Origin of the sequence: Brevibacillus ginsengisoli, assembly GCF_050113715.1 — a bacterium.
Classification (GTDB): Bacteria; Bacillota; Bacilli; order Brevibacillales; family Brevibacillaceae; genus Brevibacillus_H; species Brevibacillus_H ginsengisoli.
On the sequence record NZ_JBNJQR010000003.1, the window covers coordinates 432265 to 444687 of the forward strand.

The following is a 12423-nucleotide window of genomic DNA, read 5'->3' on the forward strand; positions in this document are numbered from 1 at the left end:
TATACCATCACCTCTGGATATGCTTCTCTTTTACATAAAAGAGTGCTTCAATAGAGGGTGTAAGAAATACTTGAGACATCATCAGTTGAAGGAGGTGTAAGGAAGATGGCGGTACCTCAACGGAGAACTTCCAAAACTCGTAAAAGAATGCGTCGTACGCACTTCAAATTAGAGATTCCAGGCATGATCAAATGCGATAATTGTGGCGAGTACAAACTTGCTCACCGCGTTTGCTCCAGCTGCGGAACTTACAAAGGCGAAAAAGTTGCGAAGTAAGGAATAAGAGAAGCAGGGTGATCCGTCACTCTGCTTTTTTCATTTTCTGTCGATGCTTGAAATAATCATAAGGATGCTTTATACTGAAATTTAGTACCAGGTGCTAAAAACTGATCTCAACCAGTTGCGAATAGAGAAATAAGTCATTGTGCTGGGGGTGTCCATTATTACACGGTTACCGAAAAAAGAACGTCAAACTCGGCTGATCCAGTCCTTGCAAGACAGCCCCTTTGCAACAGATGAAGAGCTGGCTGGAAAGTTTCGCGTCAGTATTCAAACCATCCGACTCGATCGTTTGGAATTAGGAATTCCTGAACTTCGGGAAAGAATTAAAACAGTGGCTGAAAAAAGCCTGGACCCCGTGAAATCCTTAGGGATTGATGAAGTCATTGGAGATGTGGTCGATTTACAGCTGGATTCGCAAGCGATCTCCGTCTTGGAAATCAGGGAAGAACATGTCTTTAATCGTACACAGATCGCTCGGGGACACTACATATTCGCTCAAGCCAATTCTCTCGCTGTTGCTGTGATTGACGCTGATATTGCGCTTACCGCGACGGCGCGCATTCGATTTATTCGTCCGGTTAAACTGGGGGAGAAGCTGGTCGCCAAAGCTGTGGTTCGTTCACACAATGGTGACGAGAGCCGTGTTAGAGTAGAAACGAATGTTCAAGGTGAAACGGTGTTTACAGCTACGTTTCGCGTATTTAGGCAACGTTTTCTGGCTGAAGAAAGCGGCATGTAAGATGAGGAGGAAGTTCATTGCGTATCGCGATTGATGCAATGGGTGGAGATCATGCTCCACGAAGCAATGTGGAGGGTGCACTGGCGGCCCTGTCGTCAGATTCGTCGTTAACCGTTGTTCTGGTCGGGAATGAAGAAGCGATTAAGGAGCATCTGCCAGAGAAGCTCCCGGCAGGTCTGGAAATCCGCCATGCATCCGAAGTAATTGAAGCAGATGATGAACCGGTTCGGGCCGTTCGCCGTAAAAAAGATTCATCGATGGTTGTATGTGCTGACATGGCGCGCAAACAGGAAGTTGATGCGGCCATCTCTGCCGGAAATACCGGCGCGTTGATGACCGCTGGACTTTTGATAACAGGAAGGATCGAGGGTATTGAACGCCCGGCGTTGGCCGCCCTGATCCCCAATATACATGGAAGTGTCACGCTAGTTCTTGACGTCGGAGCCAATATGGATGCCAAGCCTGTACATCTCTTGCAATATGCGATCATGGGTAGTTTGTACGTGGAAAAGGTGCTGGGAAAATCGGCTCCACGCGTAGGACTTTTGAATGTTGGGACGGAAGAAGCCAAGGGGAACGAGCTTTCCAAGGCGGCATTTCCCTTGTTGAAGGATGCGAGTATCAACTTTATCGGCAACTTCGAGGCGAGAGACGTAATGGAGGGCGTATGCGATGTCCTTGTCTGTGATGGATTCTCTGGCAACGTCCTGTTGAAATCGATCGAAGGTGCTGCATCTACCATTTTCTCTCAGTTGAAGAAGGAAATGACTTCTAGTTTCTTGAATAAAGTAGCTGCCGCGATCTTGAAGCCAAGTCTCGTTCGATTCAAAAATCGGATGGATTATGCCGAATATGGCGGGGCGCCGCTCCTCGGATTACGCCAACCAGTCATCAAGGCGCATGGCTCTTCTGATGCTCGGGCAATTAAGAATGCGGTATTGGCGGCGGCTCGTTTTGCTAAACTAGGCGTGAACGATTTGATTCTGCAAGAAGTGAAATGGACAACTCAAACGGAAAGTGAGTGAAAGTCATGAATGGACTACGTTCTGTAGGAATTTTGGCTACTGGCTCTTATACACCTGAAAAAGTTTTAACCAACGCTGATCTTGAGAAAATGGTCGAAACATCGGATGAATGGATCGTTACTCGAACAGGAATTCGTGAACGCCGTATCAGTGCTCCTGACCAAGCGGCATCTGATCTCGCTTACGAGGCGGCGGTCAAAGCGCTCGCGAAAGCGAATTTAAGCGCGGAACAGCTGGACATGATCATCGTGGCGACTGTAACACCGGATACGATGTTTCCGTCAACTGCCTGCATTCTTCAAGAGAAACTGGGTGCGACCAAAGCAAGCGCGCTTGATGTCTCCGCAGCATGTACAGGATTTTTGTACGGGATAACGACCGCATCTCAGTTTATCTCTACAGGAATGTATAAATACATCTTGGTGATTGGCGTAGAAGTTCTCTCCAAAATCACCAACTACGAAGATCGCAATACTTGCGTGTTGTTCGGAGACGGTGCCGGAGCGGCAATCCTTGGGCCAGTCGCAGATGAATTTGGCTTTAAAGCGTTCGAACTTGGGGCTGATGGTTCGGGCGGAAATTTGTTATCTCAACAAGCTGGAGGCTCACGCAAACCAGCAACTCATGAAACAGTAGAAAGCAATCTTCACTATATTCAGATGACCGGAAGCGAAGTGTTCAAGTTTGCGGTTCGTGTGATGAATTCTGCGACAGAAGCGGTTTTGGATAAAGCTGGAGTGGAGAAAGAAGAAATCGGCTTGCTTGTGCCACATCAAGCCAATCTGCGGATTATCGATGCGGCTATTAAACGTTTTGGCTTATCTGAGGATAAGGTCGCGATTAACGTAGATCGCTATGGCAACATGTCTTCCGCCTCTATTCCAGTCGCATTGGATGAAGCGGTGCAAGAAGGACGTGTCAAAGAAGGAGATAACGTCGTTCTGGTTGGATTTGGTGGAGGACTTACATGGGGAGCGGCTCTATGTAAATGGGGAAGCAAAGAAGCTTAAATCTTGCTCTAACTAGTATAGACGTACTGTCAGAAGGAGATGGACCTATATGAGTAAAATCGCCTTGGTGTTCCCAGGTCAAGGTTCCCAATTCGTGGGCATGGGCAAGGAGCTCATCCAACAATCGGAAGCGGCAAAAGCTATTTTTGAAAAAGCGGACCAAGCGCTTGGATTTCCCTTGTCTCAAATTTGTTTCGAGGGACCGGAAGAAGAATTGCGTTTGACAGCTAATACACAGCCAGCGATTCTGACCATGAGCGTGGCCGTGCTTGAAGCCATTAAAGAAAAACATCCGGAGTTGAATGCGGATTTTGCGGCAGGTCATAGTCTTGGCGAATATTCCGCTTTGGTAGCGGCTTCTGCTTTGTCATTTGAGGATGCCGTAAAAACAGTCCGCGCAAGAGGTCAGTTTATGGAAGAGGCAGTGCCTGCGGGTCAAGGTGCTATGGCAGCGGTTCTTGGCATGGAGCGTGATCAGTTGCATCAAGTATGCGAGGAAGTAAGCGCACAGGGAACCCCTGTACAGTTGGCCAACTTGAATTCTCCTGGTCAAATCGTAATTTCCGGAAGTGCGGAAGGGGTAAAAGTAGCTGGCGAAAAAGCCAAAGAAGCAGGGGCGAAGCGCGTCCTCCCACTGAACGTAAGCGGACCATTCCACTCCTCCTTGATGGCTCCAGCGGCTGACAAGTTGGCTGGCGTACTGGATGGAGTCGAAATCCACGATGCCAAGATTGCGGTTGTCGCCAATGTGAGCGCAAGAACAGTTACATCGTCAGCGGATATCCAGCAAAGCCTGATCAAGCAAGTAGCTTCTCCGGTTCTTTGGGAAGATTCTGTTTTGTACATGGTAGAGCAGGGAGTCACCACGTTTATTGAAATCGGCCCAGGAAAAGTTCTGGCAGGCCTGATTAAAAAGATCGCGCCAAAAGAGACGCAAATCTTCGCTGTACAAGACATGGAATCTCTTGAGGAGCTTTTGAACGGAGGAGTTTTATGCTAAACGGTAAAGTAGCGCTTGTCACAGGAGCTTCCCGCGGAATCGGGCGGGCGATCGCCCTTCGCCTTGCGCAAGCGGGCGCCAATGTGGTTGTTAACTATGCGGGCAGTGAAGGAGCGGCAGCGGAGACGGTAGCAGCGATCAAGGAATTGGGTCGTGAAGCCATCATGGTGCGCGCAAATGTAGGCAATGCGGATGAAGTCAACAACATGTTCAAGGAAGTACTGGATCAGTTTGGACAAATCGACATTCTGGTAAACAACGCCGGAATTACTCGGGACAACCTGATTATGCGAATGAAAGAAGAAGAATGGGATGAAGTTATCGACATCAACCTCAAAGGTGTGTTTAACTGTATCAAGGCGGCAACTCGTCCAATGATGAAGCAGCGTTCTGGCTCGATCATTAACATCACGTCTGTGGTTGGTGTAATGGGCAATGCAGGTCAAGCCAATTACGTAGCCGCGAAGGCGGGTGTCATTGGGCTTACCAAGACGACTGCCCGTGAGCTTGCTTCCCGCAATATTACAGTCAACGCCGTTGCGCCTGGCTTTATTGAAACGGATATGACAGCGAAATTGCCGGAGGATGTAAGAAGCGGTCTGATGAGCCAAATCCCGCTTGGCAAATTGGGTAAAGCCGATGATATTGCCCAAGTGGTACTCTTCTTGGCTTCTGATGCGGCCAGCTACATGACAGGTCAAACATTGCATGTTGATGGTGGCATGTACATGTAAACTGGTGTTTGCATAAGAAATCCCTTATAATACTGGGAGAGGGGGTGACGTAGAATGGCTGATATTATGGAAACTGTGAAAAAGATCATCGTTGACCGTCTTGGTGTAGACGAGTCCAAGATCGTGCTTGAGGCTTCTTTCAAAGAAGATTTGGGCGCTGACTCCCTGGATATCGTGGAATTAGTGATGGAACTCGAAGACGAGTTCGATATGGAGATTTCTGATGAAGATGCAGAAAAAATCACTACTGTGGGTGAAGTAGTAAAATACATAGAGTCCCACAAGTAAATTATCCATAAGTTTGAAGTCCCGTGATAAGCGGGACTTCTCCTTCACTAACTCCTGTCAATGAACAGGTGAACCCCCAATTATTTTTTTTTTTTTTTGAAAATGTGAATAACAAGCGAAAAGCTGATCATGAATATAGAGGTGAGTCGTGATGAAACGCAGAGTGGTAGTCACCGGCGTAGGTGTTATCTCGCCTGTAGGTAACGATGCGACGACATTCTGGAACAGTCTTTTGGAAGGGAAATCCGGTGTTGACAAGGTAAAAGCATTTGATACTTCCGAATATCCTACACAAATTGCAGCAGAAGTTAAGGACTTTAATCCGGAAGAGTTTATTGATAAAAAAGAAGTCAAACGCAATGATCGATTTGTTCAATTTGCCATGGCGGCAGCGAAAATGGCCGTTAAGGATGCAAACTTAGCTATAACAGATGAGAATGCTGAGCATATCGGCGTGTACATCGGGTCTGGTATCGGTGGTTTAAGCACGTGGGAAGAACAGCATACTGTGTTATTGGAGAAGGGTCCACGCCGTGTAAGCCCGTTCTTTATTCCGATGATGATTGGGAATATGGCTTCTGGTCAGGTATCCATCGCGCTTGGTGCCAAGGGACCTACTTCCAGTGCGATTACGGCCTGTGCGACAGGTACGAATGCGATTGGGGATGCGTTCAAGCTCATTCAGCACGGTCACGCTGACGTGATGGTTACAGGTGGCACAGAGGCAACGATTACTCCAATGGCAATGGCTGGTTTTTGTTCGATGAAAGCCATGTCTACTCGTAATGACGAACCACAAAAAGCAAGCCGTCCATTTGACCGTGACCGCGATGGTTTCGTAATGGGTGAAGGTTCCGGGGTACTTGTCTTAGAAGAGCTTGAACATGCCAAGAAGCGTGGTGCCAACATCATCGCAGAGGTCGTCGGTTATGGGATGAGCGCAGATGCCCATCATATCACGGCTCCATCTCCTGGTGGCGAAGGTGCTGCACGTTGTATGAAAAACGCGCTCAAAGACGCTGAAATTGATCCGAACGAGGTAGGCTACGTCAATGCTCACGGCACTTCTACAGGTCAAGGGGACATCGCTGAGACGATGGCCATCAAAACGGTTTTCGGAGATCACGCATACAAACTAGCGGTGAGTTCAACCAAGTCGATGACAGGTCACTTGCTTGGAGCAACTGGTGGAATTGAAGCGATTGCGGTAGCTTACGCGCTTCGCGATCAAATTTTGCCGCCAACCATTAACTTGGATAATCCGGACCCTGAGTGCGATTTGGACTACGTTCCAAATGTGGCGCGCAAAGCTTCGGTTGATGTAGCACTCTCCAATACGTTTGGCTTCGGTGGACATAATGCATCCATCGTTATGAAACGCTATAAATCTGAATAACCCATCGTAATGATTGGGGAATTAAGCAAAGGGATGCGTTGGAATGGTGGTGAAGGTGATGGATTTTGAACGGCTGCAACAAGAAATCGGCATTCGCTTTCACGATGAGAGCGTTTTGCGGCAAGCATTCACCCATTCATCTTATGTTAACGAACAAAAGGGCAAAAAAATCCAAGACAACGAACGCCTGGAGTTTTTGGGGGATGCCGTTCTCGAGTTAACGGTATCCAAGTTCCTTTTTAAGACATTCCCCAAAATGAGCGAAGGAGAGATGACCAAGCTGCGTGCTGCAATCGTGTGTGAGCCGTCGTTGGTCAAGTTCGCCGAGTTGCTTAATTTTGGAGACATTGTTCTTTTGGGAAAAGGCGAAGAACTAACTGGCGGAAGACAGCGCCCTGCCCTTTTAGCGGATGTGTTCGAAGCTTTCATTGGTGCCTTGTACATTGATCAAGGCCTTGATGCCGTATTTAATTTCATGGAGAAATACGTGAATCCGCGCATAGACAAAGGAGAGTTTACGCAAGTAACAGACTTCAAAAGTCAATTGCAGGAATACGTACAACAAGATAATCTTGGCGAGATTCAATACCGGATTATTCAAGAGAAAGGCCCGGCCCACAATCGTGAGTTTGTATCCGAGGTTCTATTGAATAATCAGCAATTAGGTGTCGGTATTGGTCGCTCCAAGAAGGAAGCGGAACAAAAAGCAGCTGCCAGAGCGTTAATTAAGTTGGGTGCCAAATAAGATCGTAACGAAAGCCGTATCGCCAGTTTTTGGTGGATGCGGCTTTTGTCATAATAATAGAAAGTTAAAAGACTTGGTATATAAGTGTTTTAACTTTCTTTCCATTCGCGTACGCCCGCTGAGAAAAGACTTCGTCCGCTTGAGTCTCATTTTAAGCGAGATCCAGCGCAGGGAGCGGAGGAAGGAAAAGAGTCGGCATTCTTTACATCAGACTGAGAAACTAAGTGATTTTCTTGTCGACTCCCTTCCGTAGTGATCGGAGCGGACAGAAGATGCTACATGTGAGCTTAAACAGAGCGAAAGGGACGAAGTCTTTTCTCCCGTTACAGGCAGAAGATTCTATGATAGAATAAGACAGTTATGCTTCAACTACATAGAAGAGAATGTTGTTGTGAGATAGATGCTCAAAACCCGCTTGGAAAGGTTAGAAACAACCCCTAATCAGGGTGGGGTTTGATGAAGGAGGATGTACGTATGTATCTGAAACGGTTGGAAATCGTTGGATTCAAATCCTTTGCCGATCGTACCGAGCTAGAGTTCGTCCCAGGCGTAACGGCTGTTGTCGGACCTAATGGCAGCGGAAAAAGTAACGTCTCAGATGCGATACGCTGGGTTTTGGGGGAACAAAGCGCCAAATCACTTCGCGGAACCAAAATGGAGGATATTATCTTCGCCGGGAGTGATACGCGCAAGCCGGTGAATTATGCTGAGGTTTCGCTTACTTTGGACAACACCGACCGTTCCCTTGATCTTGAGTATTCGGAAGTGACCGTTACCAGAAGAGTATATCGTTCTGGCGATAGTGAATATTACATAAACAAGCGTTCCTGCCGTCTGAAAGATATTATGGAACTGTTTATGGACACAGGTGTAGGGAAAGAGGCGTATTCGATCATCGGTCAAGGACGCATTGAGGAGATTCTCAGTACGAAGGCTGAAGATCGACGTGGAATATTTGAGGAAGCGGCCGGGATTGTCAAGTATAAGAGCCGCAAACGAGAAGCCGAGAAGAAATTGGATGAAACTGAACAAAATCTGGTTCGTATTCATGATATCGTCAGTGAAATAAACGAACAGGTCGGACCGCTAAAAGAACAAGCTGAAAAGGCCAAAGCGTACCAAGAGTTCAGCAAGCAACTGAGAACTCACGAGGTCGCTCTTTATGTCCAACAGATTGAAGCTACCCATGAGAAATGGGAGGAAGCGAATCAGCGAGTGGATCGCTTGCAGCAGGAGCTCATCCAGCTTACCACGCAAGCAAGTACGCGCGAAGCTGATCTGGAGCAAGCGAAATATAAGGTTAATCAGATCGATCAGTCGATTGAAGAGCTGCAACAGATTTTGTTGACCGTCAGTGAAGAGACCGAGAAGGTTGAAGGTCAACGCGAGGTTTTGCGTGAGCGTCAGCGCAACCTGGTAGCCAATCGTCAACAAACGATGGAACAGTTGCATCGCTTAAGTGAAAAACAACACGCAGTCGAGGCACAGCTTCAAGAAGAGTTGAGGCGGCAAGCGGAAGCGAAGCAGAATTTGGACGAGGTACAGGCTTTATTAGACGAAACCGGCGTTCAGTATGCCGAATTGATTCAATTAGCTACAGATGATGTGGATCAATTGAAGAGTGATTATTTTGAGAAGCTGAACGAGATGGCTAATCTGCGCAATGAGATCCGTCATCAGCAGCAGCTGACTCAAACCAATCAAGCGAGAATTGACCGTCTAAGCCAAGAGAAAAGCAAGCTAGATCAAGAGGAAGCGCAGCGTCTTGCCAAGCTGGAACAGTACAGCCAGGAATTACGCCAAATTGAAGAGAGTATACAAGCGACCCTTACAAGCTATAAAGAATTAATAGAAGCTGCCAAAAATCAGGCGGAGAAGGTCGAGCAGGCCCGTCTTTCGTTACGGAAGGAAGAACAGCGCCGAGAATCAGCCAAATCCCGTCTTGACCTGATCAAAGAGATGCAGGCCGAATTCAGCGGTTTTCAGCAGGGAGTCAAGGAAATCCTCAAAGCCCGTGACAAAGGGATGAACGGCATTCACGGAGCTGTAGCCGAATTGATCAAGGTTCCCGAGAAGGTAGAAACCGCGGTAGAAGTTGCCTTGGGCGGGGCTTTACAGAACGTCGTGGTTGACGACGAAGCGGCCGGACGTGAAGCGATTGCGTTTCTCAAGAAGAACAACCTGGGACGAGCTACTTTTCTACCGTTATCTGTCATTAAATCTCGCAGTCTACAGGATTCAGACCGTCGTCAGCTAGCGCAGGCGAATGGGGTCGTAGGAATTGCCAGCGAGCTTGTTCATTTTGACGAGAAGTACCAAGCGATCGTAGAATCCATGCTCGGCACGGTTATTGTGACCCAGACATTGGAACAGGCCAACCAGGTAGCCAGAACTCTCGGCTATCGCTACCGCGTCGTAACACTTGACGGTGATATCGTCAACGCGGGCGGTTCGATGACAGGGGGGGCTTTGAAGAAGAATACCTCCAACCTGTTAGGGCGGGGACGTCAGGCAGAAGAATTGGAAGCGACCCTTCGTGATGTGGATCAAGCGATCAGTACGTTACGTGAGCAGATCGAACGCTTGCAGCAAGAGAACCAGACAATCGAATCTCGTCAGGAGGAACTGCGGACGCAGGGTGAGAATCTGCGCTTGAAGGAGATCGAGGTCAAAGGTCTTGTTCAACAAGTGGAGTCGGAAGGCAAGACCCTGAATGAACGCCTATTCCTGACGAATCAGGATTTAGAGGGGCACTCCAAAGAAATTCAAGATGCCCAGACGAAGCAACTCCAACTTAATGAAAAGCTTCAGATTTTAACCCAAGAAGAACAGCAGTTGAATCAGGCCATCACATTTGCGGAAGCCAAGCGTCAAGAACAGCTTTCCAGCAAGGAAGAGATGAACGAGAAGATCACCTCGCTCAAGGTAAAGGCTGCACAGGTGAAGCAGGAATATCAATCCCGCGAAGAACAGGTGAAGCGCTTGACAGAGCAGCTCACCAGCTTGAAGCAGGAATGGGAAGAGGCCAACCGTACGCTCCTATCATACGACGAGCTGGAAGGGACCAATGAATCCTCCACCGGTGAACTGGATACCAAAATCGCCGAGCTTCGCCAAGATAAGGATCGAGTCAGTGGCCTGATTCAAGAACGCAGGGGTGAGCGGGCCACACTGTTTGCCAACCAGGAGCAGATTGAGCTGGAGGTAAAAGAAATCCGCAAACAAGTGAAAGGCTTGGAAGATATCCTGCATCAGGAAGAAGTGAAGAAAAATCGCTTTGACGTGGAACTGGATCATCTTCTAAATAAATTGTCCGAGGAATATGAGTTAAGCTATGAACTGGCGAAACAGAAATATCCTCCGCAAGCGGATATGGCCGAACAGCAGCAAATTGTGAACAAGCTGAAAAAAGAAATCGCGGCACTGGGAACCGTCAACCTGGGCGCCATCGAAGAATATGAGAGATTGTCAGAGCGGATGCACTTTTTAAGCGATCAGGAAGCGGACTTGAACGAAGCGAAGTCCATGCTTTATCAAGTGATTCAAGAGATCGACGAGGAGATGTCCCGTCGTTTCAAAGAAACCTTCGATGAGATTCGCGAACAATTCCAGGATGTTTTCGTTCAGTTGTTTGGTGGAGGCAGAGCCGATCTCGTCCTGTCCAATCCAGAGAATCTGCTGGAGACCGGGATTGATATCGTGGCACAGCCCCCGGGGAAGAAACTGCAGAATCTCGCCCTTTTATCAGGCGGGGAACGCGCCTTTACGGCGATGGCCTTGCTTTTTGCCATCCTTCGCGTCAAGCCTGTTCCATTCTGCGTGCTAGACGAGGTCGAAGCCGCCTTGGATGAAGCCAACGTGAGCCGATTTGCCGAATATATGCATCATTTTAGCAAGCAAACCCAATTTATATGTGTTACCCACCGCAAAGGCACAATGGAGAGTGCCGACGTACTGTACGGTATCACCATGCAAGAGGGCGGAGTCTCCAAGCTGGTATCCGTGAAACTGGAGGATACCAAGAAAATGATTGAGAGCGCTTCGTAAAAGGTACAGTACCCACTAAGGAGGAAGTAAAGCATGAGCTTTTTTAAGAAGCTGAAAGACGCGATTTTCCAAAAGTCTGAAGAGGTCACCCAGAAGTTTACCGAAGGCTTGGCCAAAACACGTGATGTATTGGTCGAGAAGGTAGAAGCGCTGGTTCGCCGTTATAAGAAGCTGGATGAGAACTTTTTTGAGGAATTGGAAGAAATCCTGATCGCTGCGGATGTCGGCGTATCTACTGTGATGGAGTTAATTGACGAGCTTCGCGGCGAAGTACGCAAGCATAAGATTGAGAACGCCCTTGATTTGCAGCCGATCCTCTCAGAGAAATTAGTCGGACTGCTTAAAAACGACGAAGCCCAAGATACATCCCTGAATGTAAAAGAAGGCCGTTTGAACGTGATCCTGTTCGTCGGTGTGAACGGCGTGGGAAAAACCACCACGATCGGAAAAATGGCGCACATGTTCAAGCAAGATGGGAAGAAAGTACTGCTTGCTGCGGGTGACACCTTCCGTGCCGCTGCGATTGAACAGCTGGAAGTCTGGGGGGATCGCGTAGGAGTTGATGTCGTGAAGCTTGAACAAGGCTCCGATCCGGCTGCTGTTGTCTATGATGCCGTCCAAGAAGCCAAGAACCGCCAAGTCGATGTCCTGCTCGTTGATACAGCAGGCCGTCTGCAAAATAAAGCACACCTGATGGATGAGCTCAACAAGGTGTATCGTGTCCTTCAAAAAGAAATTCCCGATGCACCGCATGAAGTACTGCTTGTTCTTGATGCAACCACTGGTCAGAACGCGCTCTCGCAAGCCAAAACATTTGGTTCCTCAGCTGGCGTAAGTGGAATTGTCTTAACCAAGCTGGATGGCACAGCCAAAGGCGGGATTGTCATCGCGATCCGCAACGAACTGCACATCCCGGTGAAATATGTTGGTTTAGGGGAAAAAATGGACGATTTACAGCCTTTTGATGCGGAACAATTCGTTCATGCGCTCTTTGCCGGACTGATCGAAAAGGCGGAAGAACAACCAGCAGAATAAGTAAAAAAACTATGTCAACGAAAATACTTGACAGTAGGCGGGGAATTAGATAGTATTATATCTGGCTCTGTAAAGTGAATTGCCTTTACAGGTTGGCAACCGAGGATCCCTAAGTAAAGGAT

The 12423-nt window shown here is 48.0% G+C and carries 11 protein-coding genes; all 11 read left to right on the plus strand.

Annotation, left to right across the window (positions count from 1 at the left end):
• Positions 1-105: 105 nt before the first annotated feature.
• The 11 genes from rpmF to ftsY all read left to right on the plus strand — a co-directional run bounded on the left by rpmF (position 106) and on the right by ftsY (position 12301).
• Entirely contained in the window at positions 106-276 is a 171-nt protein-coding gene (gene rpmF, locus ACQCN2_RS09265; RefSeq protein ID WP_426928604.1) for a 50S ribosomal protein L32, read from the plus strand.
• A gap of 157 nt (positions 277-433) precedes the next feature.
• On the plus strand, positions 434-1021 hold the full coding sequence (gene fapR / locus ACQCN2_RS09270) for a transcription factor FapR (RefSeq protein ID WP_426928605.1): 588 nt from the start codon (positions 434-436) through the stop codon (positions 1019-1021).
• Positions 1022-1038: 17 nt separating this feature from the next.
• Positions 1039-2046: a phosphate acyltransferase PlsX gene (gene plsX, locus ACQCN2_RS09275; RefSeq protein ID WP_426928606.1), complete on the plus strand. Its 1008-nt coding sequence runs from the start codon at positions 1039-1041 to the stop codon at positions 2044-2046.
• Positions 2047-2051: 5 nt separating this feature from the next.
• On the plus strand, positions 2052-3056 hold the full coding sequence (locus ACQCN2_RS09280; RefSeq protein WP_426928607.1) for a beta-ketoacyl-ACP synthase III: 1005 nt from the start codon (positions 2052-2054) through the stop codon (positions 3054-3056).
• A gap of 49 nt (positions 3057-3105) precedes the next feature.
• Complete coding sequence (gene fabD / locus ACQCN2_RS09285; RefSeq protein WP_426928608.1) at positions 3106-4056, plus strand: ACP S-malonyltransferase; 951 nt, start codon at positions 3106-3108, stop codon at positions 4054-4056.
• Positions 4050-4790 carry a 3-oxoacyl-[acyl-carrier-protein] reductase gene (gene fabG, locus ACQCN2_RS09290; RefSeq protein WP_426928609.1) on the plus strand — a complete coding sequence of 247 codons (741 nt, stop codon included), beginning with the start codon at positions 4050-4052 and terminating at the stop codon, positions 4788-4790. Before fabD ends, fabG begins: the two co-directional genes overlap by 7 nt.
• Positions 4791-4844: 54 nt before the next feature.
• Positions 4845-5078: an acyl carrier protein gene (gene acpP / locus ACQCN2_RS09295; protein ID WP_426928610.1), complete on the plus strand. Its 234-nt coding sequence runs from the start codon at positions 4845-4847 to the stop codon at positions 5076-5078.
• Positions 5079-5229: 151 nt separating this feature from the next.
• Positions 5230-6474 (plus strand): beta-ketoacyl-ACP synthase II, encoded by a 1245-nt coding sequence (gene fabF / locus ACQCN2_RS09300; RefSeq protein ID WP_426928611.1) that lies wholly within the window; start codon positions 5230-5232, stop codon positions 6472-6474.
• A gap of 58 nt (positions 6475-6532) precedes the next feature.
• Positions 6533-7219, plus strand: coding sequence for a ribonuclease III (gene rnc / locus ACQCN2_RS09305; RefSeq protein ID WP_426928612.1), 687 nt, complete (start codon positions 6533-6535; stop codon positions 7217-7219).
• Between the two features lie 474 nt (positions 7220-7693).
• The gene (gene smc / locus ACQCN2_RS09310) at positions 7694-11266 is read left to right on the plus strand and encodes a chromosome segregation protein SMC (RefSeq protein WP_426928613.1); all 3573 of its coding nucleotides are present in this window, start codon (positions 7694-7696) and stop codon (positions 11264-11266) included.
• A 33-nt stretch (positions 11267-11299) separates the two neighbouring features.
• Positions 11300-12301, plus strand: coding sequence for a signal recognition particle-docking protein FtsY (gene ftsY, locus ACQCN2_RS09315; protein ID WP_426928614.1), 1002 nt, complete (start codon positions 11300-11302; stop codon positions 12299-12301).
• Positions 12302-12423: the final 122 nt, after the last annotated feature.

Coding starts and splice junctions, on each gene's coding strand:
- acpP (WP_426928610.1), top strand. CDS start 4,845: ATGGCTGATATTATGGAAACTGTGAAAAAGATCATCGTTGACCGTCTT.
- fabD (WP_426928608.1), top strand. CDS start 3,106: ATGAGTAAAATCGCCTTGGTGTTCCCAGGTCAAGGTTCCCAATTCGTG.
- rpmF (WP_426928604.1), top strand. CDS start 106: ATGGCGGTACCTCAACGGAGAACTTCCAAAACTCGTAAAAGAATGCGT.
- smc (WP_426928613.1), top strand. CDS start 7,694: ATGTATCTGAAACGGTTGGAAATCGTTGGATTCAAATCCTTTGCCGAT.
- fabG (WP_426928609.1), top strand. CDS start 4,050: ATGCTAAACGGTAAAGTAGCGCTTGTCACAGGAGCTTCCCGCGGAATC.
- ACQCN2_RS09280 (WP_426928607.1), top strand. CDS start 2,052: ATGAATGGACTACGTTCTGTAGGAATTTTGGCTACTGGCTCTTATACA.
- fabF (WP_426928611.1), top strand. CDS start 5,230: ATGAAACGCAGAGTGGTAGTCACCGGCGTAGGTGTTATCTCGCCTGTA.
- rnc (WP_426928612.1), top strand. CDS start 6,533: ATGGATTTTGAACGGCTGCAACAAGAAATCGGCATTCGCTTTCACGAT.
- ftsY (WP_426928614.1), top strand. CDS start 11,300: ATGAGCTTTTTTAAGAAGCTGAAAGACGCGATTTTCCAAAAGTCTGAA.